This window comes from Stenotrophomonas sp. YIM B13575, assembly GCF_042787595.1.
Taxonomy (GTDB): domain Bacteria; phylum Pseudomonadota; class Gammaproteobacteria; order Xanthomonadales; family Xanthomonadaceae; genus Stenotrophomonas; species Stenotrophomonas lactitubi_B.
The window spans coordinates 1-23,009 of record NZ_JBHZOP010000032.1 but is presented as its reverse complement, the minus strand read 5'-3'; the positions used below and the strand labels follow the sequence as shown (position 1 = coordinate 23,009).

The 23,009-nt window shown below is 66.6% G+C and carries 19 protein-coding genes; 8 read left to right on the top strand and 11 right to left on the bottom strand.

Features of this window, described 5'->3' with window-relative positions:
* Positions 1–431: 431 nt before the first annotated feature.
* Complete coding sequence (locus ACFX4F_RS06885; RefSeq protein ID WP_380653510.1) at positions 432–1,268, top strand: DUF2884 family protein; 837 nt, start codon at positions 432–434, stop codon at positions 1,266–1,268.
* A gap of 253 nt (positions 1,269–1,521) precedes the next feature.
* On the opposite strand, the gene ACFX4F_RS06880 is transcribed toward ACFX4F_RS06885, so the two are convergent.
* From ACFX4F_RS06880 to ACFX4F_RS06870, 3 genes are all read right to left on the bottom strand, one after another.
* The gene (locus ACFX4F_RS06880) at positions 1,522–1,782 is read right to left on the bottom strand and encodes a hypothetical protein (protein WP_380653507.1); all 261 of its coding nucleotides are present in this window, start codon (positions 1,780–1,782) and stop codon (positions 1,522–1,524) included.
* A gap of 150 nt (positions 1,783–1,932) precedes the next feature.
* Positions 1,933–3,033, bottom strand: coding sequence for a cell division protein ZapE (gene zapE / locus ACFX4F_RS06875; RefSeq protein ID WP_380653504.1), 1,101 nt, complete (start codon positions 3,031–3,033; stop codon positions 1,933–1,935).
* The gene (locus ACFX4F_RS06870; protein ID WP_380653501.1) at positions 3,030–3,701 is read right to left on the bottom strand and encodes an alpha/beta hydrolase; all 672 of its coding nucleotides are present in this window, start codon (positions 3,699–3,701) and stop codon (positions 3,030–3,032) included. Before ACFX4F_RS06870 ends, zapE begins: the two co-directional genes overlap by 4 nt.
* Positions 3,702–3,744: 43 nt before the next feature.
* On the opposite strand from ACFX4F_RS06870, the gene ACFX4F_RS06865 reads away from it, so the two are divergent.
* Positions 3,745–4,602 carry a hypothetical protein gene (locus ACFX4F_RS06865; protein ID WP_099819586.1) on the top strand — a complete coding sequence of 286 codons (858 nt, stop codon included), beginning with the start codon at positions 3,745–3,747 and terminating at the stop codon, positions 4,600–4,602.
* Positions 4,603–4,918: 316 nt separating this feature from the next.
* Here ACFX4F_RS06865 and ACFX4F_RS06860 read toward each other — a convergent pair whose 3' ends face one another.
* The 3 genes from ACFX4F_RS06860 to ACFX4F_RS06850 form a co-directional block, all read right to left on the bottom strand.
* Complete coding sequence (locus ACFX4F_RS06860; protein ID WP_380653497.1) at positions 4,919–6,358, bottom strand: ExeM/NucH family extracellular endonuclease; 1,440 nt, start codon at positions 6,356–6,358, stop codon at positions 4,919–4,921.
* Between the two features lie 160 nt (positions 6,359–6,518).
* A complete protein-coding gene (locus ACFX4F_RS06855) occupies positions 6,519–7,037 on the bottom strand; it encodes a cytochrome c5 family protein (protein WP_088100772.1) in 519 nt (172 codons plus the stop codon).
* A gap of 205 nt (positions 7,038–7,242) precedes the next feature.
* Positions 7,243–7,851, bottom strand: a complete 609-nt coding sequence (locus tag ACFX4F_RS06850; protein WP_089241525.1) for a TetR/AcrR family transcriptional regulator — start codon at positions 7,849–7,851, stop codon at positions 7,243–7,245.
* A gap of 160 nt (positions 7,852–8,011) precedes the next feature.
* Here ACFX4F_RS06850 and ACFX4F_RS06845 point away from each other — a divergent pair, with 160 nt between their 5' ends.
* From ACFX4F_RS06845 to ACFX4F_RS06830, 4 genes are all read left to right on the top strand, one after another.
* Positions 8,012–9,175, top strand: coding sequence for an isovaleryl-CoA dehydrogenase (locus tag ACFX4F_RS06845; RefSeq protein WP_099819584.1), 1,164 nt, complete (start codon positions 8,012–8,014; stop codon positions 9,173–9,175).
* An 8-nt stretch (positions 9,176–9,183) separates the two neighbouring features.
* Positions 9,184–10,794: a carboxyl transferase domain-containing protein gene (locus ACFX4F_RS06840; RefSeq protein WP_380653492.1), complete on the top strand. Its 1,611-nt coding sequence runs from the start codon at positions 9,184–9,186 to the stop codon at positions 10,792–10,794.
* Between the two features lie 26 nt (positions 10,795–10,820).
* A complete protein-coding gene (locus ACFX4F_RS06835; protein WP_380653489.1) occupies positions 10,821–12,803 on the top strand; it encodes an acetyl-CoA carboxylase biotin carboxylase subunit in 1,983 nt (660 codons plus the stop codon).
* A 107-nt stretch (positions 12,804–12,910) separates the two neighbouring features.
* Positions 12,911–13,264, top strand: a complete 354-nt coding sequence (locus tag ACFX4F_RS06830) for an NHLP-related RiPP peptide (protein WP_164280019.1) — start codon at positions 12,911–12,913, stop codon at positions 13,262–13,264.
* A gap of 3 nt (positions 13,265–13,267) precedes the next feature.
* On the opposite strand, the gene ACFX4F_RS06825 is transcribed toward ACFX4F_RS06830, so the two are convergent.
* Complete coding sequence (locus ACFX4F_RS06825) at positions 13,268–14,479, bottom strand: putative peptide maturation dehydrogenase (RefSeq protein ID WP_380653486.1); 1,212 nt, start codon at positions 14,477–14,479, stop codon at positions 13,268–13,270.
* 71 nt (positions 14,480–14,550) lie between these two features.
* On the opposite strand from ACFX4F_RS06825, the gene ACFX4F_RS06820 reads away from it, so the two are divergent.
* On the top strand, positions 14,551–14,835 hold the full coding sequence (locus tag ACFX4F_RS06820) for an NHLP-related RiPP peptide (RefSeq protein ID WP_380653483.1): 285 nt from the start codon (positions 14,551–14,553) through the stop codon (positions 14,833–14,835).
* Positions 14,836–14,842: 7 nt separating this feature from the next.
* Here the strand turns inward: ACFX4F_RS06820 and ACFX4F_RS06815 are convergent, their stop codons facing one another.
* From ACFX4F_RS06815 to aceB, 4 genes are all read right to left on the bottom strand, one after another.
* On the bottom strand, positions 14,843–17,341 hold the full coding sequence (locus tag ACFX4F_RS06815) for a putative peptide modification system cyclase (protein WP_380653480.1): 2,499 nt from the start codon (positions 17,339–17,341) through the stop codon (positions 14,843–14,845).
* Between the two features lie 15 nt (positions 17,342–17,356).
* Complete coding sequence (locus ACFX4F_RS06810; protein WP_380653477.1) at positions 17,357–18,397, bottom strand: diguanylate cyclase domain-containing protein; 1,041 nt, start codon at positions 18,395–18,397, stop codon at positions 17,357–17,359.
* A gap of 368 nt (positions 18,398–18,765) precedes the next feature.
* Positions 18,766–20,067 carry an isocitrate lyase gene (gene aceA / locus ACFX4F_RS06805; protein WP_380653474.1) on the bottom strand — a complete coding sequence of 434 codons (1,302 nt, stop codon included), beginning with the start codon at positions 20,065–20,067 and terminating at the stop codon, positions 18,766–18,768.
* A gap of 68 nt (positions 20,068–20,135) precedes the next feature.
* Positions 20,136–21,773, bottom strand: a complete 1,638-nt coding sequence (gene aceB / locus ACFX4F_RS06800) for a malate synthase A (protein ID WP_380653472.1) — start codon at positions 21,771–21,773, stop codon at positions 20,136–20,138.
* Between the two features lie 109 nt (positions 21,774–21,882).
* Here aceB and ACFX4F_RS06795 point away from each other — a divergent pair, with 109 nt between their 5' ends.
* Positions 21,883–22,851, top strand: coding sequence for a LysR family transcriptional regulator (locus ACFX4F_RS06795; RefSeq protein ID WP_380653469.1), 969 nt, complete (start codon positions 21,883–21,885; stop codon positions 22,849–22,851).
* The last annotated feature ends 158 nt before the right edge of the window (positions 22,852–23,009 follow it).

Here is a 23,009-nt window from a genome sequence, read left to right as displayed (position 1 = left end):
CCGCTGCGGGCATGGAGGGCGTATCACCGGAGGCTCCGGCGATCCATTCCATGGACCCGGCGGCTTGGGGTCCCCACAACCGACAGCCACAAGATAGTGGGGGTAGTTGGGTCCGTCAACGCCAAATGTAGTGAAATTCGGCAATCCCTTGCGCCGCAAGGATCGTGCCATCGGCGCCCGGTTTGGACGCTTTGGACCTGCTGGAACGGGCTGCGCAGTCAAGCCCGAAAAGCGTCGTGATGGCGGTAATCAGCACCCCACCAGCGGAACAATGACAGCTTCACATGACAGGGCCATGCAGGCGAGGGACAACTCTGTGGATAGGTGGTGGGCAGCCAGTGGGCAGCCGGTGGACGGGATGACTTCCGGCCGGTGACGCCCACGCGCTGGCGGCGGATGCTGGTCCTCCGGTTCCGGAGAAGGATGTTCCGATGCGCCTGCGCTTGCCCGCCCTGGCCCTGTTGCCAGCCCTGTTCATTGCTCCGGCGCTGGCCTCCGACGGGCTGGACCTGCGTTCGGACCAATGCGGCATCCGTACCGACTACGACGTGCTGGTGGACAGCGGCGGCATCTGGCTGCGGCATGGCCCGCAGGCACCACATGAGGTGGTGTTCCACGACGGCGAGCTGAGCCTGGACGGCAGGATGGTGACGGTCAGTGCCGCCGACGCCGCGCGCCTGCGGCAGATGGAGGCCGGCGCCCGCCAGCTGATGCCGGCCGCCACCGCGCTGGCCCACGAAGTCTCGGGGGTCACCTTCGATGCGCTGGACGCCGCCTTCGAGGCCATCACCGGCAAGTCCCACAACCGCCAGATGCGTGCGATGCGCGGCGAGATGCAGACCTGGATCGACGCCAGCCTGGGCCGCGGCTATTGGGAACAGGAGTCCTTCGGCGATGGCTTCGACGCGCATATCGACCAGATGGCCGAGACGATGGCCGGGTCGATGACCCGCAGCGTGTTGTGGCAGGTGTCCACCGGTCGCGCCGGAGCCATGGAGCGCCGCGCCGACCGTCTCGACGCCGAGGTCGACCGCCGGATGGAAGCGCGCGGCCAGCAGCTGGAGGCCAAGGCGATGGCACTGTGCCCGCTGGTGCAGTCGCTGGCGGCGGCCCACGACGCGCTGGAGGTGCGCTACCAGGGACAGCCGCTGCGGCTGCTGGAGCGCGGCGACAGCGTGCGGGTGGAGCACGGCGATGGCTCGGGCCTGCATGTGTCGGCCGGTCCGGATGAGCGGCCACAGGGGGATGCGCTGGCGCCAACCCGGTAGCCACCGCAGCCGATAGTGCCGGCCGCTGGCCGGCAGCCCATGGGTCCGGATGCGTCGTGCAGATGCCGGCCAGCGGCCGGCACTGCCCTCGTTGTCACGCGCGGTGCGGGGTACCCAGGTACTCGGCACTCTCCATTTCGATCAGGCGCGAGGCCGTGCGCTCGAAGGCACCTCCTACTCATGTTCTGCGCGAACCCGAATTCTCAGACAGCCCAGCTGCCAGAAAAATCCGGGGCTTCTACAGATGAGCACACTACGCTTCGATCAACCCCAGCGCTTCGCCCAAGCCTTCAACAAACCCGGCCTGATCACCTGAATACTCCATTGCGATGCTTTCAAACTGCACGCATAAAGATGATCTGGACTCCAAGTCCATCATCTGCAATGTCGACGCCAATCGTTCGAGCCCCTGCACGGCAGCATCTGGATCCAATACATCATCCGCCGAAAACTCAAGAAAGATGGCAAGCTCAACGATGGCTCGCGCAACGTGCTTGTTGATTTCCTGGCTCACGAATCACCTTTGCTTGTACAGGCACTTCCCAGCGCGCGGTTGAATCATTCTGACCTGGCACGTCAGGTAGAGCCTAGCCCATGCTCGGCTGCTTTTCGGCACATCCTTCAGAAGCAGCCGAGCATGGGCTCGGCTCTACAGCCCCCCCCCTCACGCCCGGTGCGGGGTACCCAGGTACGCGGCGCTCTGCATTTCGATCAGGCGCGAGGCCGTGCGCTCGAACGCGCCCTGCAGACGGGTGCCGGTGTACAGCTCGACCGGCGAGGTGCTGGCGGTGCAGACCAGGTTGACGTGGCGGTCGTACAGTTCGTCGATCAGGTTGACGAAGCGGCGCGCGGCATCCTCGTTCAGGCAGTCGAAGGCCGGAATGCCCCCCAGCAGCACGGTGTTGAACTCGTGCGCGATCTCGATGTAATCCGACGGCCCACGCGGGCCTTCACACAGGGCGGCGAAGTCGAACCAGGCAATGCTCTTGCCACGCGCGCGCACCGGGATCTTGCGGCTCTCGATCTCGATGTTGCCCGCCTTGGCCGGTTGGCCGCCACTCAGTTCGCCCCAGCGCGTGGCCAGCCAGGCGTCACTGTCGGCGGCCAGCGGCGCGCGGTACACCGGCGAACGGGTCAGCGCGCGCATGCGGTAGTCCTCGGTGCCCTCGGCGTACAGTTCCACGCAGTAGCGCTGCAGCAGGCCGATGGCCGGCATGAAGCTCTCGCGCTGCAGGCCGTTGAGGTACAGGTTTTCCACCGACGTGTTGGAGGTGGTGACCAGCGTCACGCCCTCGGCGAACATCCGCTCCAGCAGGCGCGCCAGCAGCATGGCATCGCCGATGTCGGTGACGAAGAATTCATCCAGCACCAGCACGCGCAGGTTGCTGCGCCATTCCTGGGCGATCTTCGCCAGCGGGTCGCTCTGGCCCTGGTGCTCGCGCAGGCGCTCGTGGACGCTGCGCATGAAGCGATGGAAGTGGGTGCGGTACTTCTGCTTGATCGGCAGGCCGTCGTAGAACAGGTCGACCAGGAAGGTCTTGCCGCGGCCGACGCCGCCCCAGAAATACAGGCCCTTGACCGGCTCGGGTTTCTTCCAGAACGAGGACAGGCGGTCCAGCCAGCCATCCTCGGCGCTGTCCACCAGGGCCAGGTGGATCCGGTCCAGCTCGGCCAGGGCCGCATGCTGGGCCGGGTCGTTCTGCCAATCGCCGCGTTCCACCCCGGCCGCATAGCGCTGCGTCGGGGTCAGTTCCACCTCGCTCATGCCGCCGTGCCCAGCCAATGCTTGACGCCGTGGGTGAGCGCGCCGCGCAGGTCGATCAGCTTGCGGTGGAAGAAGTGGCTGGTGTCCGGCATGCGCACCAGCTCATGCGCCGCATCGAGGGTGTCCAGCCACTGGTAGACGGCCTGCGGGTCGACGATTTCATCCTGCTCGCCCTGGATCACCAGCCAACGCGCCGGCGGCGTGATGCCGCCGAAGTCCCAACGGCCCGCCGGCGGCGCGATCGAGATCAGCGCTTCGGGCTGCAGTTCGGCAGCGGCCTTCAGCGAAACGAACGCGCCAAAGCTGAAGCCGGCCAGCCACAGGCGGTCGTCGGGACGCTGCTGGCGGACCCAGGCGGTGACGGCCTTCAGGTCCTCCTGCTCGCCCACGCCATGGTCGAATTCACCGGCAGAACCACCGACGCTGCGGAAGTTGAAGCGCACCGTGGCGATGCCCAGCTCGCGCAGGGTGGTGGCGGTCATGGTGACCACCTTGTTGTGCAGGGTGCCGCCTTCGGTGGACAGCGGATGGCAGATGACGGCCACGATCGGCTGCACCGGCACATCGGCCTTGGGCAGGTCGACGAGCACTTCCAGCGGGCCAACCGGGCCTTCCAGTGAGATGCAGGCGGTTTCGCCGGGGGCGACGGGGAACGAGGGCTTGTGCATGGCACCATGATAGCGTCCCCCGCCGCTGCCCTGTGCCCGCCCCATGCTCTACCTGTCCCTGGCCGTGATCTGCAGTGTGCTGGTTTCGGTGTTGTTGAAGGTGGCCGGACGCCGCCAGCTGGATGTTGCGCAGATGGTGACCTGGAACTATCTGGTCGCCGCGACGATGACGGCGGTGGTGCTGCAGCCGCCGCTGGATGCCTTGCGCGCACCGCATGCACCGTGGGTGTCACTGCTGGCGCTGGCGGTGGTGCTGCCCTCGATCTTCCTGGTGCTGGGCCGCGCGGTAGCGGTGGCCGGCATCGTCCGCAGTGATGTGGCGCAGCGGTTGTCGCTGCTGCTGTCGCTGGCAGCGGCATTCCTGTTCTTCGGCCAGACCGCCACGCCGTGGAAGCTGGCCGGGCTGGGCCTGGGCCTGCTGGCGATGGTGGCCATCAGCCTGCGTCCACGCGGCCCTGCAGTGGCCGCTTCCGCCGGTGGCTGGGGCTGGTTGCTGGGCGTGTGGGTCGGCTTTGCGGTGGTGGATGTGCTGCTGAAGCAGGTGGCGCTGTCGGGCACGCCGTCGATGGCGGCGGTGCTGGCCAGTTTCAGCGTGGCCTTCGTGCTGATGCTGGCGCTGCAGCTGCGGCGGCATTTCAGTGGGCGCAGCCGCCTGGCCTGGCGCAACCTCGGTGCCGGCGCGCTGCTGGGCCTGCTCAACGGCGGCAACATCCTGTTCTACGTGCATGCGCACCAGTCGATGCCGGACAGTCCGGCCACCGTGTTCGCCGGCATGAACATCGGCGTGGTGGTGCTGGGTGCGCTGGTGGGCGTGTTCGCCTTCGGCGAGGCGACCACGCGCTGGAATCGTGCCGGCCTGGCGCTGGCAGTGCTGGCGATCGGGTTGATCGCCTGGGGGTAAGACATCGATAGCGCCGGGCCATCCCCGGCGAATCGTTTCCGCAACCGCGGAGAGGTGTCACTTTCTTTGCGCGCAAAGAAAGTAACCAAAGAAACGCTCCGCCGACCACGAGCCGGTGCTGTGCACCGGTACCCTGCGCTTCTCGGGGAATCAGGGGACGGCGCCGAACTCGCTGCGCTCAGACATCGGCGCCTCTTCGCCCCTGATTCCCCTGCGATGCTCGGCTCGCTTGAAGGCGGATGGGAAGATCAAAAGCAACAGCAGGGTCAGTGCGGGCCAAGGTCCGCACCCACCCAGGCAGATTCCCGGCGCCGGGTTATCTGTCGAAGCCCAGCAACAGCGGGTCGTGGTCGGAGCTGCGCCATGGGCCCTGGACGTTGCGGCCCTGGTAGCCGCTGGCGTCCTGCTCGTCGGCGTTGCTGTGCCACTCGGCGGCGCCACGCAAGCGCTTGGCCATCGTCGGGCTGAGCAGCGCGTGATCGAGGCGGCCGGTATAGCCGTTGTAGACGTAGCTGTAGGGCTGTTCGACCTTTGCTACCTTGAAGGCATCCTGCCAGCCCAGGTCGTGCAGGGTGCGGATCGGATCTTCCATGGCGTAGGCGTTGAAGTCGCCCATCAGCACCACGTCCGTCACCTTCATGCGCGCGGCTTCGGCCTGCACCCAGGTGTTGAGCTGCCTGGCCGATTCCACACGCGTGGCGTTCCAGCAACCCTGCCCGTCATTGCGGTCGGCGTCGGCGCCACTGGCCTCGCGGCAGCCCTTGGACTTGAAGTGGTTGGCGACCACCATGAACGGCGCGCCCTTGCCCTGGAAGGCCTGTGCCAGCGGTGCACGGCTGTGCTCGACGAAGGGACCGTCGAGCTTGGTCAGCGGCGTGCCGAGCGGTTTGAATTCGCTTTTGCGGTAAATGATGCCGACGCGGATCGGATTGCTGCCGGGGCCTTCACCGGCATCGACGAACGCCCACTGCTTGTCGGCTGCGAGACCGACATTGAGTGCGTCCACCAGTTCGGCGATGGCCGACTGCGGGCCGTAGCCGTCGTTCTCCAATTCCATCAGCGCGGCGATATCGGCGCCCAGCGCGTTGACGGTGGCGACCAGCTTGCCGACCTGCGCCTTGTGCTCGTCCAGTGTGCGCGCGCCGCGCAGGGTCGGGAATCCACCACCCTGGCCGTCGCCGTTGAAGAAGTTCTCCAGGTTGAAGGCGGCGATATGCAGGCTGCCGGGCACGCTCGGCACGGCCGGCCGCTGCAGTTCCGGCAGCTTCAACTTGCCGTCGACCTGCAGGCTGGGGCGGCCCTGCGCATCGACGCGCACGGTGCCTTCCACGTTGCGCAGCTGCATGCCGGTACGCAGCACCGGGTTGCCCGGCAGATAGGCGACGCTGGCCGGGTCACGTGCATCGCTGCCGTCGTCCAGCACCAAGCGGCGGCGCTGGTTGTCGGCCATCACCTGTTCGATACCGGCGCTACCGGGCACGGCCACTTCGGTCGGCTGCCAGAGGCGGCCATCGAAGGCGACGGTGAGCTGGCCGAAGCGTTCCAGGCCATCGGTGCCGGCCAGGGTGAGCGGCGCGGCGATGCGCACGTGCTGACCATCCAGTGCACGCCAGTCGGCCGGCGCGGCGGCCAGGGTGACGGTGGCCGGGCTGCGCGGCGCGGGCGCCGGGGTCGGCGCAACCTGCGGCTGGGCCTGGGCGAAAGCGGATGCCGGCAGCAGCAGGGACAGGGCAAGGGCGAGGGAACGGCGACGCATCGACAGACGACTCCACGGAAGAGGCGCACAGACTAACCCTGAAATGCGAAACCCCGCCTGCGCAGCGGGGTTTCGGCCTTGGTGGGCAAAGGGAGTGCCGGCCGCTGGCCGGGCACGCGTATCCACGGTAGATCCACGCCATGCGTGGATGCGGCGCCCGTTACTTCAGATTGCCCAGCATCCAGTCCACCGTGGCGTGGATCTGCTCTTCGGTGAGCGCCGGGTTGCCACCCTTGGGCGGCATGATGCCGCCGTCGGGGCCGGTGTAGCCCTCGATGGCGTGCTTGTAGAGGGTGTCCTTGCCCTGCGCCAGGCGCTTGTCCCAGTGCGAGTGGTCCAGCGTCGGCGCCATGCCCACGCCGGTGGTGTGGCAGGCGGTGCACAGGTTGTCGAAGATCACCTTGCCGTCCTTGGTACCGCCGTAGGCCACCTGCGAGGCGGCCTTGGCCAGCGCGGCGGCATGCGCTGCAGCCTGCGCGGCCGCGCCGGTGCTGCCGGCGTACACCGCACCGGTGGGCGAAATGCGCTGTTCGGTGCGTTTGGCGGCGGTAGGCGACACCTCGGGCGGAATCCGGGTGTGGATGAACGCGGCCAGGAGGATCAGACCGAGGGTGATGGCCATCAACAGCGCGATCACCATGGAGAAGCGTTTCAGGAACTCCAGATCGTAATTCCGCACTCTTCGTTACCCCTGGCTGATAGTCGTTGGACCACGGCTGAGCGACTGCGTGATGGGCCGAGTATAGAACGCACGCCGCGCACGACAACAGGCGTCAGGGCTGGTGCGGCGCAGCATGCGGCCGTCGCCGCATGCGGGTAGCGCCGGGCCATGCCCGGCGAGCGCACAGCGCGGCAGAAGCCGCCCGGCACGCGCAACAGCGGCATCACCCTGCGCCAACAGCCCGCAGGCAGAAACTGCAGATGGCCTCGACCAGCGCGTCCTCGTCGCGATGCGCTTCGCGGCTGGGCGCGGTCGGGCCGACCATCGCTTCGGTGAAGGCACCCACCAGGCAGGCGGCGGCAGCGTGCGCGTCCTGCGCCGGCAGCTCACCGGCTGCCACGCCCTCTTCCACCAGGCGCAGGAACACATCACCGAAGGCACGACGGCCGCGCATGCGCTCGGCTTCCACGTCCGGGTCCACCGGCTCGACGATGAAGGCGTGGGCCAGGCCAGGGCCAGCCAGGGCTCGGCGGACAAAGGCGGTGATGGCCTGGCGCAGGCGCACGCTGGCCGGCTCCGGCGCACTGGCGATGCGCTCCATGATCGCCACCTCGTGGGCCACGGCGGCGTTGAGCACTTCCACGAATAGCTCGGCCTTGGACGGGAAGTGGCGGTAGATCAAACCGGTGGAGACCCCGGCCTGGGTTGCCACGGCCGTTACCGGCGCGTTGCGCCAGCCGCCGGTGGCGACCAGTTCGCGGGTGGCCAGCAGGATCCGTTCACGGGCCCCGGCCAGGCGTTCTTCCATCAATGCTGAGCGTTTATAGGCCATGGTCTGAGTCTAGTTTCAATTTTTGAATTTGTATTCACTTCTTACCCGAACCCCGCTACGCTGGGGTCCAATCGCCCGCGCGGGCTGCTGCTGTGAACAGCTGCCCGCTTCCCCCTTCCGGGTGCGTCCATTCCCCACCTTCCCTCGTGGAGCCATCGCAATGCACGTGCCATCCCTGAACTTCGACCTCGGCGAAGATATCGACCTGCTGCGCCAGAGCGTGGCCCATTTTGCCGCTGCCGAGATCGCGCCGCTCGCGGCCGAGACCGATGCGACCAACCAGTTCCCGTTGGCACTATGGCCCAAGCTGGGCGAGCAGGGCCTGCTGGGCCTGACCGTGGAAGAAGAATACGGAGGCACCGGCATGGGCTACCTGGCCCACGTGGTGGCGATGGAAGAAGTCTCGCGTGCTTCCGGTGGCATCGGCCTGTCCTACGGTGCGCATTCGAACCTGTGCGTGAACCAGCTGCGCAAGAACGGCACCGAGGCGCAGAAGCAGCGTTTCCTGCCGGACCTGTGCAGCGGCGCCAAGATCGGTGCGCTGGCGATGAGCGAACCCGGCGCGGGTTCGGACGTTGTGTCGATGAAGCTGCGCGCGGACAAGCGCGGTGACCGCTACGTGCTCAACGGCAACAAGATGTGGATCACCAACGGCCCCGACGCCGACGTGCTGGTGGTCTACGCCAAGACCGATGTCGAGGCCGGTGCCAAGGGCATCACCGCCTTCCTGGTCGAGAAGGGCATGAAGGGTTTCTCCACCGCGCAGAAGCTGGACAAGCTGGGCATGCGCTCCTCGCCCACCTGCGAACTGGTGTTCCAGGACTGCGAGATTCCCGAAGAGAACGTGCTGGGTACGGTCGGTGGTGGTGTACGCGTGCTGATGTCCGGCCTGGACTACGAGCGCGTGGTGCTGTCCGGCGGCCCGCTGGGCCTGATGGCCGCCGCGATGGACGTGGTGATGCCGTACGTGCACGAACGCCACCAGTTCGGTGAGCCGATCGGCAGCTTCCAGCTGATCCAGGCCAAGATCGCCGACATGTACGTTGGCCTGGGCGCCTGCCGCGCCTATGTGTATGCGGTGGCGCGCGCCTGCGACCAGGGCCGCACCACCCGCCAGGATGCGGCCGGCGCGATCCTGTACGCCGCCGAGAAGGCGACCTGGCTGACCGGCCAGGCGATCCAGATCCTCGGCGGCAACGGCTACATCAACGAATACCCGACCGGCCGTTTGTGGCGCGATGCCAAGCTGTATGAAATCGGCGCCGGCACCTCGGAGATCCGCCGCATGCTGATCGGCCGCGAACTGTTCCAGCGCACCCTGTAAGGCACCCCATGAGCATCCTAGGCAGCCAGCTGCAACCGGGCAGCGATACGTTTGAAAGCAACCGCGCGGCGATGCAGGCCGTGGTCGACGACCTGCACGCCACCCTCGCCCGCACCGCCCTGGGCGGCAGCGAAGCGGCGCGCGCCAAGCACACCGCGCGCGGCAAGCTGCTGGTGCGCGACCGCATCGATGCTCTGCTCGACCCTGGCAGTGCGTTCCTGGAAATCGCGCCGCTGGCCGCGCACGGCATGTACGACGATGCCGTGCCCGCTGCTGGCGTGGTCGTCGGCATTGGCCGCGTGAGCGGCGTGGAGTGCGTGATCGTGGCCAACGATGCCACCGTCAAGGGCGGCACCTATTACCCGGTGACGGTGAAGAAGCATCTGCGCGCGCAGGAGATCGCCGAGCAGAACCACCTGCCGTGCATCTACCTGGTCGATTCCGGCGGCGCCTTCCTGCCGCTGCAGGATGAGGTGTTCCCCGACCGCGACCATTTCGGTCGCATCTTCTACAACCAGGCCAACCTCTCCGCGCAGGGCATTCCGCAGATCGCCTGCGTGATGGGCAGCTGCACCGCCGGTGGCGCCTACGTGCCGGCGATGAGCGACGAGACGGTGATCGTGCGCGAGCAGGGCACGATCTTCCTCGGCGGCCCGCCGCTGGTGAAGGCAGCCACCGGTGAAGTGGTGACGGCCGAAGAGCTGGGCGGTGCCGATGTGCACACGCGTATTTCCGGCGTGGCCGACCACATGGCCGACAACGACCTGCAGGCACTGGCGCGGGTACGCGCGATCATCGCCCAGCTCAACTGGCGCAAGCCCGAAGCAGCAATGGCGCTGCAGCCGGTGGAAGAGCCGCTGCTGCCGGCGCACGAACTGTACGGGGTGATCCCGGCCGATACGCGCAAGCCGTACGACGTGCGCGAAGTGATCGCGCGGCTGGTCGACGGTTCGCGTTTCGACGAGTTCAAGCCGCGCTACGGCGCCACCCTGGTGACCGGCTTCGCCCATCTGCATGGCTATCCGATCGGCATCATCGCCAACAACGGCATCCTGTTCTCCGAGTCCGCACTGAAGGGCGCGCACTTCATCGAGCTGTGCACCCAGCGCAACATCCCGCTGGTGTTCCTGCAGAACATCACCGGCTTCATGGTCGGCCGCAAGTACGAGCAGGGCGGCATCGCCAAGGACGGCGCCAAGCTGGTGATGGCGGTGGCCTGCGCCAAGGTACCCAAGTTCACCGTGGTCATCGGCGGCTCGTTCGGTGCCGGCAACTACGGCATGTGTGGCCGCGCGTACTCGCCCAACTTCCTGTGGATGTGGCCCAACGCACGCATCGGCGTGATGGGCGGCGAACAGGCGGCCAGCGTGCTGGCCACGGTCAAGCGTGATGGCATCGAGGTCAAGGGCGGGCAGTGGCCGGGCGAGGAAGAGGAGGCGTTCAAGGCACCGATCCGCGACCAGTTCGAACAGCAGGGCCACCCGTACTACGCCAGTGCGCGGCTGTGGGACGACGGTGTGATCGATCCGGTCGATACCCGCCGGGTATTGGCCCTGGCCCTGTCGGCCAGCCTCAATGCTCCCCCGCAGCAGACGCGCTTCGGCGTGTTCCGCATGTGACCTGTGCCATGACCGAGTCTGTTGCCATGTTCAGCAAAGTCCTGATCGCCAACCGCGGCGAGATCGCCTGCCGCGTCATCGCCACCTGCCGTCGCCTCGGCATCGCCACCGTGGCGGTGTATTCCGATGCGGACCGCAATGCACGCCATGTGCGCCTGGCCGACGAGGCCATCCACATCGGCCCGGCCGCTGCGCGCGAGAGCTACCTGCGCAGCGATGCCATCCTCGATGCCGCACGCCGCAGCGGCGCGCAGGCCATCCATCCCGGCTACGGCTTCCTGTCCGAGAACGCCGATTTCGCCGACGCCTGCGTCGCGGCGGGGATCACCTTCATCGGTCCGCCCGCCAGTGCGATCCGCGCGATGGGCGACAAGAGCGCGGCCAAGGCCCTGATGGCCAAGGCTGGCGTGCCGCTGACGCCGGGCTACCACGGCGACCAGCAGGCGCCTGAGTTCCTGCGCACCCAGGCCGATGGCATCGGCTACCCGGTGCTGATCAAGGCCAGCGCCGGCGGCGGCGGCAAGGGCATGCGCAAGGTCGAGCGCAGCGAGGACTTCGTCGATGCGCTGGCCAGCTGCCAGCGCGAGGCAGCCTCGGCGTTCGGCAACGACCACGTGCTGGTCGAGAAGTATGTCGAGCGCCCGCGCCATATCGAGATCCAGGTATTCGGCGGTGGCCATGGCGAGGCGGTGTATCTGTTCGAGCGCGACTGCTCGGTGCAGCGCCGCCACCAGAAGGTGCTGGAAGAAGCGCCGGCCCCGGGCATGAGCGCCGACCGCCGCGCAGCGATGGGCAAGGCCGCGGTCGATGCCGCGCGCGCGGTGGGCTACGTTGGTGCGGGCACGGTGGAGTTCATCGCCGGTCCGGACGGCGATTTCTATTTCATGGAAATGAACACCCGCCTGCAGGTCGAACACCCGGTCACCGAATTCATCACCGGTACCGACCTGGTGGAATGGCAGCTGCGCGTTGCAGCCGGCCAGCCGCTGCCCAAGCGCCAGGACGAACTGACCATCCACGGCCATGCCCTCGAAGCGCGCTTGTACGCCGAAGATGCCGACCGTGGCTTCCTGCCGTCCACCGGCACCCTGCGCCGCCTGCGCCTGCCGACCCCGTCGGCGAACGTGCGGGTGGACACGGGTGTGGAGGAAGGCGACAGCATCACCCCGTACTACGACCCGATGATTGCCAAGCTGATCGTCTGGGACGTGGACCGCGACGCCGCGCTGCGGCGCATGAGCCAGGCCCTGGCCGACTGCCAGGTGGTGGGCGTGACCACCAATGCCGGCTTCCTGCGCCGCCTGCTGCACACTGATTCGTTCGCCAACGCAAAGCTGGATACCGCGCTGATCGAGCGTGAGCAGGCCGCACTGGCGGTGACCGGTGACGGTGAGCAGGCGCTGTGGGAACTGGCAGCGATCGCCGCCGTGGTGAGCACACCGGCCGCTACCGCCGATGTGCGCGACCCGCATTCGCCGTGGCAGGCACAGGATGGCTGGCGGCTGGGCGCGCCGGCCGCACGCGTGGTGCCGCTGCAGCAGGGAGAGCGGGCGCACACGCTGAAGGTGTGGGCCACGGCCGATGGCTGGCGCGTGCGGTGCGATGACGCCGCGCCGAAGCAGGTTGTCGGCCGTGCCGATGGCCACACCCTGTCGGTGCAGCTGGACGCGCGTCGCTGGCGGTTGCAGCTGCAGCGCGACGGCGACCAGCTGTACCTGTTCGGCGACGATGGCCAGCACCGCTTCACCCTGCACGACCCGGTGGGCGAATCGGAACAGGCCAGCGCCGACGCCGGCAGCCTGCTGGCACCGATGCCCGGCAAGATCGTGGCAACGCTGGTGGCGGCAGGCACGCAGGTGAAGCGCGGCACGCCGCTGGTGGTGCTGGAAGCGATGAAGATGGAGCACACCCTGCAGGCACCGGCCGATGGCACGGTGAAGGGTTATCGCGCCAAGGCCGGTGACCAGGTGGGTGATGGCGCGGTGCTGGTGGATTTCGAAGCGGACTAGCCGCGCTGGCATCAGTCTTCAGTATCTGGCAACAATGGCAAGCCACAGCGGATCGCGACAGATCCGCTGCAAGGCGCCTCCCATTGAACTTACGAGGACCTGCCACAATGCTCGCCGCGCCCAAACTTGCCGAATCGACCCCAGCCGCGGTTTCGAATACCGCGTCCGCGATGACCCTGCAGTGTGCTGTGAATCTACTTGATCGTCTTGCAAGCGATGACACCTTCCGCGATCTCTTCAAGCAGAGTCCGCGCGACGCCCTGTTTACTGCCGGAATGGCATTGCCCGAGGGATCGATCACGCCCTTGTGCACGATGGTGCAACAGCTGGCCAGCAAGGAAGAGATCGAACAGTCACGCCAGGCACTGCTGGAATATCTCTCCGGTGCAGGGCGCACGGCCATGAACGTGGTTTTCACGTTCGAGTCGCGTCAGATGCAGAAGGTCATTTCCGCGCGCTGAGGCTCAGCGGGTCTCTGGCCAGATCCGGCCGTCCGGGTCCAGCTCGGTTGTTGTAAGCACATCGCTTCGCCAACCGAATCCGCAGACCGCCAGTGCACCTTCGGCCATTGGCTGCAGGCCGAGCATCTGCTCGGCCTCGGCTTCATTGATCGCCGCAGTAACGAACGCACCCAATCCGTGCGCGGTGGCCGCATTGTAGAAGGCCTGCGAAACATGTCCGGCATCGAGCGTGACTGCTCGATAGGCCTTGGCGTGATTTCTGTATTTCCAGAAACTGCGTTCGAAACGGCACACCAGGATCAGCTGGACGTGCGCGCCAGCAAACCAGTGCTGCCCGGCCAGCAGCCGCAGGTTGAAGGCCGCCAGATCGTCAGGCTGCTGGTGCAAGCGTGCCAGCTCGTGAGCAACGGCATGGTAGTGATAAAGCCCCGGCTGAAGTTCTTCCACGTTGCGGACAACCACAAATGCCTCCAGCGGATGCAGGCCCCCGGCAGACGGCACGTTCTTCTTCAGGAATCGCACGCCGGGCTCGGTCTCCACCAGGGATTGGGCCATCAGTACCTGCTGCAGCAGTCGTGCCAGCATAGGCAATGGCAGCGCCCGGGTGGATGCGTAGTTGCGGCAGGTCACCCGCGACTGCAGCATCCGCTGCATCGGGTCTTCGTCATCGCGGGGCAACGCCAGTGCACCGACGTGACGCAGCGGCGCCTCTGGCGGTGGAGGCCCGTAGCTGCGCACCAGATCCTGCGCGGTCAACAGCTGGTTGCGTTCCATGTCGCCCAAGCTGTCCACATCCTGCCAGCGCGAGTGCTGGTAATGCAGCGCCGACAGCGGCCACCAGTGGCTCTGTCGAACCTGCCGGTCAGCGATGAATGCTACTTCGTACGCGGGGTCATCACTGACCAGCAATCCCTTCCGCAGAAGCGCCAGAACGCGTTCGTACAAGAACGCATCATCGGGCATGCGCTGCCACTGCTCGGCGCTGCATTCCAGCAACCACAGGCAGCTGTCGCGCTCGATCACACAAGGTGCGTGGAGATGCGCTGCACGCACCTGCAGCTCGCTTTGAAAACTGACCCCTGTGCCCCCACCGAGCAACCCTGCCAGATCGAACGCTGGGTGTTCAACTGGCTCGACCATCATGGTCCGGCAGCGACGGAATCTCATGGCGTGTGCCCCGAATAGCTTCAACAAGGGGCGATCATACCCGGGCAACTGCGCACAACCATCAACTCCGCCCCGGCGCAGCCGATACTTGTACTTTCCCCAACCTGCGGTAGCGATCCATGTCCAGTTCCGTCCTGCCCCCCGAAATCGTCCAGGTCCTGTTGAAGCGCCTTTCCAGCGACGATTCCTTCCGTGCTGCTTTCGCCGATGACCCGGCAGACGTACTGATCTCGCTGGGCGCCGATGCCGAAAGCTTGAGCGCCTGCCACACGCCGCTGGCCTCGCTGGGTGGCAAGGAAGAATTTGCGCGCGCGGCTACCCAGATTGCCGGGCGGCTGGAAGCTGCGGGCCCGTTCAACGTGCCTTTCATGTTCGAAAGTGGCCTGAAGGGTCTTCAGGACTAACGCTGGATCAGGGCGTTCCTGCCTGACGCAGGCCGGCATCATCGACCAGCCTGCGTGCATCAGTCACGTTCAGGGGCAGCAGTACTTTGCCACCCGCATCTTCGGCGAATATCAATCCGGTGCGCTGACGCAGCCAGCGCTTCTTAACCTGCACGGCCGCGTCGCGACCAAGCGCCTGATCGATGTCAAGGCGCAGCACGTGCCATTGGTAAAGCGTGCCACCCGAAACACGCTCCAGCAGCATCGACGCAGCCTTCGCATTGCCGGCTTCGAGTTCAGCGCGCGCACGCACAATGCCCCACATCTCCTGCAAGCGTGGATCATTGCTGCGTGCTACCAGCGCTTCCAGCGCCGGCTGGCGGCGCTGCAATTCGCTGTCCATGCCCGCACGCAGCACGTGGTATGCCACCGACAACGCAATGAAGGCACGATGCCGGGGGGCAGCGCCAGTCCCTTCGTCTGCCACCGCGATCGCCCGATCCAGCAGTCGTGTCAGCTCCGGCTTGGACAAAGTCCCATCCGCCTGCGCGCCCCAGGCAACCGCCTGCAAGGCCAGGATGTCACACAGCTCAGGCACGCTTCCACACTGCTCCACAGCTTGGCGCATGTCGATCGCTGCGTCGGCGCTCTTGCCCTGCAGGGCGAGCAGACCGCTGTGCTCCATGCGCCCACCAAAGCCGCGTGAGGTCATTTCTTCGTAGCGCTGACGTGCCAGTTCGGTGTCGCCATCCAGAGCCAAAGCCACCGACTCCAGGCTGTCTCCCCGCCATCCCGGCTGCGTACGTGCTTCCTGGAACGCAGCGCGAGCGGCTTTGACTTCGCCCCGCGCAAGTTGAATGCGACCCACAAAGGACAGCACCAGTGAACGCTGCGCTTGATGCCGTTCCAGAAGCGGCATTGCCGCTGCCAGCGCGCCGTCGTAGTCCCCACACCCAAACTGCGACATCGAATAGTTCATCCAGCCTGCCGGATCATCCGGGTACAGCTGGGTCAGCATCCGCCATTTCTCTGCGCTGCGCTGCGGCGCGGCACCACTGAAATCGGCGCCCCATGCATCCAGGTACAACTGGTCACGAGCGCTCAGTCGCGTGCGCCCCGACATTGCTTGGCGGTACAGGTCGCCGGCCACCGACACGTTACCCATGGCGTACTGCAGGCGCATCTGGCCGATGTAGGCGAAGGTGAACTGCGGGTCCAGACGAGTAGCCTGCTGGAAAAACAGCAGGGCGTCGTCGAAATGACCCAGGAGCAACGCGTCATTGCCTTTGGAATAGGCATGCAATGCATCGAGATTGGCGGTAGCCACCGTGGGCAGGGGTTTCTGCTCGCGGCTGACATCGTGCAGCGCCTCACCCAGGTCGCTGCGCAGTGCCTTCACCACGGTATCGGTGGAGGCCAGGATCGAATCCAGGCCGTTGCCATCGGCGAAATGCGTGTACACCGTCTGCCCAGTGCGTGGGTCCACCACCTCCACGCCCACCCGTACCTTGCCGTTGAGCTCGAGCACGGTGGGCATCAGCACCGCACGCGCGCCATCGCGCAGCGCAACCTCGATCGCCAGGGCGCGGTCCAGCCGTGCATTGGCCGGGCGCTGCATCAACTGCAGGGTGTCACGCACCTTGAGTTCACTGAGGATGTTGACGAAGCGCGACTGCCCCAGGCTGATGTAGAGCGCCTGTTCCAGGCTGGAATCCAGCTGCGGATAGGCCGTGCTGTTGCTGACCGCCGCCAGGATCACCCAGTCGCGCTCGGCGAATGCGATTGCCGGCGCCGGCCGCAGCAGCGTCCACATCACCACGGCCAGCGCCACCGCCAGCGTCGCCTCGGTGAACAGCGCAGCCGGGCGACGCCACAGCGGCAGATCCCGCCAGGCCTTGTCGCCCGAACGCGGCCGGCGCAGCGGCGCGCGGCCACGGATGCCGACTTCGAACACATGCTGGCGCTCGCCAATGCCCTTGAAGCGCCAAAGCCCATGGTCCTTCCAACGCAGTTCGTCCGCCGCCCAAGGCAACTCGCTGTCGGCCCGCCGGGCCATCTGTTCGGCTGCTGAGGACAGCAGCACCTGCCCAGGCCACGCCAGTTGCATCAGACGCGCGGCCATCGGCTTGGCCAGACCCTCGACCTCCACCGCCTTTGCGCCGTGGGCAACGGCCTCGGCACTGTTGTCCCACAACAGCACGTCACCCACGTGCAGGCCGGCGCGCGCGCGCAGCACGATGCCGCGCTCGTGGCCCATCGCGTCGACCGCGTTCTGGTAGGAAATGGCGAAACCGATGCCATCGATGGGACGTTCGAACAGAACGAACAAGCCATCGGAGCGATCAATCAGCTGGCCGTTCCACTGCTGCTGCAGCCCCAGGACCAGACGGTCATGCTGCTGGAAGAATTCGGCGGCGGCGACATCGCCGATACGCTCCACCAGCTGCAGCGAATCGCACAGGTCGGTGAACAGCAGCGCCCGCAGCTGGGCGTTATGCGGGGCCGACGTTCCGTTGTCGCCATTCATCGCCTGGATCTCCGCTCAGTGTCCATCCGGACCATCGGTCCACCGCAGGCAGTTGCCGCCTGCGCGCTTGGCTTGGTACAGCGCACGATCGGCGCGAGCGTACCACTCGCTCCAGTCCGCGTCAGGGGCCAGCAGGCTGGCACCGATGCTGGCCAGGCTGACGTGCGGGGTGCCATGGCTGCGTTCGAGCAGGCCGTGCACCGCGCTGAGGATGAACTCGGCGGCGTGCTGCACGATCTCGACGTTGGCCCGGCGCAGGATCAGGCAGAACTCGTCGCCGCCCAGGCGACAGGCCAGGTCGTGCTCGCCGGCCATCGAGCGCAGGATGTTGCCCATGCTCTGCAGCACCCGATCGCCGGCCTGGTGGCCGTGGCGGTCGTTGATCTGCTTGAAGCGGTCACAGTCGATCAGCAGCAGGGCCTGTGGGGGCCCTTCTTCCTGCGTGCGGCATTCCTGCAGGTAAAGGGCCAGGCCGCGGCGGTTGTGCAGGCCGGTCAGTTCGTCGGTGCGCACCAGTTCGCGGGTATGGGTGAGCTGGTGGGTGGTGATGTACAGGTTGTCCAGCGCAGCTTCCAGGTCATGGTTGCGCCGCCGCAGCTGGCTGATCAGGGCCTGCTCGTTGGTCAGCACACGCAGGATCGTACGCCGCAGGAAGTAGGCCACCAGGCCCGGGTCGGACTCGACCAGGCGATGGAAGTCCGCCGGCCCCAGTTCCAGCACGTGACAGTCGGCCATCACCCGCGCGCTGGCGCTGCGCGGATGGTCGCCCATCAACAGGCCGAGCTCACCGAAGAACTCATGCCGGCCAAGCGTCTTCAGCACCAGGTCCTCGCCGAAATCCAGCTCGATCAGGCCTTCGAGGATGATGTACATGCACTCGCCGCGATGGCCGCGATGGAACAGCCACTGGCCCGCCTGCAGCCTGCTGGGCTGGGCGAACCGGGCGAACAGGGCAACCTCTTCTTCGGAGAGCAGCGCGTGCACGATCTCGGCCATCGCCGTCTTGGCGATACCGGTTGTCGTGTCGATGTTCTCGGCCGCACCCCTGCCGGTCATTCCCTGCACCCGCCGCCAGCGTCCCCTGGTGAGCCGCGGAGCATATCAGTGAATCAAACTGTGCGCCGCTTCTCATTTTTGTGAAGACGCAGCGCTCCGCATCGTCTACGGGGAAATGCCCCATTCACGCCTGGTGGCGGCGGAAGGAAAGCAAGCCTTATCAATATGTTGGCGTGGCCGCGACGCCGATTGTCGCAGCGGCGGCAGATACAACGACGCCGGCAGATCCCCCGATCTGCCGGCGGCGTCTGGCCCTTCCCTGGCCACCCTGATCGGATCCGCAGCTCTGGTAGAGCCGGCCGCTGGCCGGCTGCATCAAGGAATGCGGAAACACAAAGGGTTGCCGGCCAGCGGCCAGCCCTACCGGGTCACGCGGCGCGTTCGCTGCGCCCGCCGTGGAACTGCTCTTCCTCGGTCGAGCCGGTCAGCGCGGTGGTCGAGGACTGCCCCTGCTGGATGGCCTGGGTCACCGCATCGAAGTAGCCGGTGCCGACCTCGCGCTGGTGCTTGACTGCGGTGAAGCCACGCTCGGCCGCTTCGAACTCGGCTTCCTGCAGTTCCACGAAGGCGCTCATCTGCCGGCGTGCATAGCCGTGGGCCAGGTTGAACATGCCGTAGTTCAGCGCGTGGAAACCGGCCAGGGTGATGAACTGGAACTTGTAGCCGTAGCTGCCCAGCTCCTTCTGGAACCTGGCGATGGTGGCGTCGTCCAGGTTCTTCTTCCAGTTGAAGCTGGGCGAGCAGTTGTAGGCCAGCAGCTTGCCCGGGAACTTCGCATGGATCGCCTCGGCGAATTTCCGCGCGAATTCCAGGTCCGGCTTGCCGGTCTCGCACCACACCAGATCGGCATAGGGCGCGTACGCCAGGCCGCGGCTGATGGCCTGGTCCAGGCCGTTGCGGGTCTTGTAGAAGCCTTCCACGGTGCGCTCGCCGGTGGCGAACGGCGTGTCGTTCGCATCGATGTCGCTGGTCAGCAGATCGGCCGCTTCGGCATCGGTACGCGCCACCAGCAGGGTCGGCACACCCAGCACGTCGGCGGCCAGTCGCGCGGCGTTGAGCTTCTCGATCGCCTCGCGGGTCGGCACCAGCACCTTGCCGCCCATGTGGCCGCACTTCTTCACCGAAGCCAGCTGGTCTTCGAAGTGCACGCCGGCCGCACCGGCTTCGATCATCGCCTTCATCAGTTCGAAGGCATTGAGCACGCCACCGAATCCAGCCTCGGCGTCGGCGACGATCGGCTGCAGGAAGTCGATGTCATCCTTGCCTTCGGCATGGTGCAGCTGGTCGGCGCGCAGCAGCGTGTTGTTGATGCGCTTGACCACTGCCGGCACCGAATCGGCCGGATACAGCGACTGGTCCGGGTACATCTGCCCGGCCAGGTTGGCATCGGCCGCCACCTGCCAACCGGACAGGTAGATCGCCTTCAGCCCGGCCTTCACCTGCTGCATGGCCTGGTTGCCGGTCAGCGCGCCGAGCGCATTGACGAAGTCGCGCTCATGCAGCGATTTCCACAGCTTTTCCGCACCCAGCCGGGCCAGCGAATGCTCGATATGGACAGTGCCACGCAGGCGCACCACGTCGGCGGCGCTGTAGTTGCGCTGGATGCCTTCCCAGCGCGGATTGGTGTCCCAGTCGTGCTGGATCTGTTCGGCAGTGGGCAGCGTGCTCATGTCTATCTCCAGTTCGGTTCGTGCGGATGCAGCGGGGAAGGAAACGGCGGGGAAGCGGCATGCAGCGATCAGTCGATGCGCGCGTACGCCGGCAGGGTCAGGAAGTCGGTCAGTTCATTGCTGCGGCTCAGCTCGGCCAGCAGGGCGATGGCTTCTTCGATGCGGACGCCACCGGGCAGCGCCGAGGTATCGCCAAGGCGCGCGGGCAGCTGCGCCAGGGTGGTATCAAGCAGTGCCAGATCAATCGCGGTGCCGTCGTCCAGCTGCTGGCCCGGCGTGTGCAGCCACTGCCACAGCTGGCTGCGGCTGATCTCGGCGGTCGCTGCGTCCTCCATCAGGTGGTGGATCGGCACGCAGCCGTTGCCGTCCAGCCACGCGGCCAGGTAGCGCACGCAGACTTCGACATTGCCTTCGAAGCCGGCGCGGGTGATCGTGCCCGGCGGACGCGCGATCAGTTCATCGCGGCCCACGCGCACATCCTGGCGCAGCACGTGGTGCTGGTTGGGCGTGGGCATGTGTTCGTCGAAGATCGCCATCGCCACCGGAATCAGCGCCGGGTGCGCGACCCACGTGCCATCGTGGCCGGCGCTCACTTCGCGCAGCTTGTCGGCACGCACCCGCGCCATCGCCTGCTCGTTGGCGGCCGCATCGTTGTTGATCGGAATCTGCGCGGCCATGCCACCCATCGCATGTGCGCCGCGGCGATGGCAGGTCTGGATCAGCAGCTCCGAATACGCCTTCAGGAACGGCTGGGTCATGGTCACCTGGCCGCGCTCGGGCAGCACGCGGTCAGCGTGGCGGCGGAAGGTCTTCAGGTACGAGAAGATGTAATCCCAGCGTCCGCAGTTGAGGCCGACGATGCGATCGCGCAGGGCGTGCAGGATCTCGTCCATCTCGAACACCGCCGGCAGCGTTTCGATCAGCACGGTCACCTTGATCTGCCCGTGCGGCAGGCCGAGCATGCCTTCGATGTGCGACAGCGCGGTCTCCCACAGCGCCGCCTCTTCCATGCTCTGCAGCTTGGGCAGGTAGAAGTACGGGCCACGATCCCTGGACTGCAGCGCGCGCGCATTGTGGAAGGCGAACACCGCCGCATCGAACAGGCCACCGGCGAGGAACTGGCCATCGACGCGCACATGCTTTTCGTCCAGGTGCCAGCCGCGCGGACGCACGATCAGCACCGCCTGCTCGTCGTAGGGGCGCAGCGCGTAATGCTTGCCCGCCTTGCCGTTGGATGCCGGTGCGGTGTACTGCAGGTCGCCGCGCACTGCGGCAGCCAGCGACTGCTGGCCGGCCAGCAGGTTGCGCCAGGTCGGCGAGGTCGAATCCTCGAAGTCGGCCATGAACACCTTGGCGCCGGAGTTCAGCGCGTTGATGACCATCTTCGGGTCGGTCGGCCCGGTGATCTCGACGCGGCGGTCCTGCAGCGCGGCCGGCAGCGGCGCCACGCTCCAGTCACCGGCACGGATATTGGCGGTGTCCTGGCGGAAGTCCGGCAGGCCGCCCTGGTCGAAGAACGCCTGGCGCTCGCGGCGGGCCTGCAGCCGTGCCTGCCGGCCGGGTTCCACCGCCCGGTGCAGGGACACCAGCAGGGCCAGCAACGGCGCCGGCAGCACGGTGGCCTGGCCCGCCACCTGGGTCGCCAGGGCGATGCCCGGCGTGGCCTTGGCAGCGGTGGAGGGAACAGCGGAAGCGACGGCGGACATGGGAGGACTCCAGCGTGGGGGAACGACTCCACCGTGCGGCCGCAGCCCCGTATTTGGCAAAACAGTTTTTGCAATGCTTTACATAACTTGTGCTAATACTTGTGACGCCATGACCACGCGCACCTCGCCAAGTCCCCGTTTTTCCTACAAATCCGATCGGCTGAAGCCGCTGCGCGCGTTCTGTCAGACCGTGCGTCTGGGCTCGGTCTCACGGGCGGCTGAGGCGCTTTTTGTCAGTCAACCGGCCATCAGCCTGCAGTTGCAGGCGCTGGAGCGTGAGTTGGGGGTGCCGCTGTTCGAGCGTAGCGGCCGGCGCCTGGTGCCCAGCCGCGAGGGCCAGCTGCTGTATGAAATGGCGCAGCCGCTGGTGGAAAGCCTGGACGGCCTGGAAGCACGCTTCCACGACAAGGTGCGCGGGCTGGACGCGGGCGAGCTGAACATCGCCGCCAACAGCTCGACCATCCTGTACCTGCTGCCGAAGATCGTCGAGCGCTTCCGCCAGCATTACCCCGATGTGCGCCTGACCCTGCACAACGCCATCAGCGCCGACGGCACCGACCTGCTGCGCGAGGATGCGGCCGATCTGGCGATCGGCTCGATGACCGATGTGCCGGCCGACCTCAGCTACGCCCCGGCCTACCGTTTCGAACAGGTGCTGATTGCCCCGCATGACCATCCACTGGCCAGCGGTGGCGAGCTGGAACTGGCCGACATCGCCCGTTACCCGCTGGTGCTGCCGCCGAAGCGGCAGATCACTTACCGGCTGGTCGACCAGGTGTTCCAGCGCCACCGCATCGCCTACACCGTCGCGCTGGAAGTGGGTGGCTGGGAAGTGATCAAGCAATACGTGGCGATGGGGATGGGCATTTCCATCGTGCCGGCGCTGTGCCTGAACGATGCCGACCACGAGCGGTTGGCCGCACGCTCGATGAAGCGCTGGTTCCCGGAGCGCAGTTACGGGGTGATCGTGCGCCGCGGCAAGGCGCTGTCGGCGCAGGCGCGGGCGTTTGTCGAGCTGATCCAGCCGGAGTTGTTCAGTCCGCGCGACTACGACCAGAGCGGACATTCGGAGCGGTGAGGGTTTGCCGGCAGGGCTGCGCCCTGCACCTGCCGAAGCAACGGCAACGGCAACAGCCTGCATTCCGTGGATGGCGGGTCGGTGTGGGTGGGCAGGACACGCCGTAAACCCGTCCATGGGGGCTCGATGGCGCCATCCATGGCGCCAACGGTCCTGCC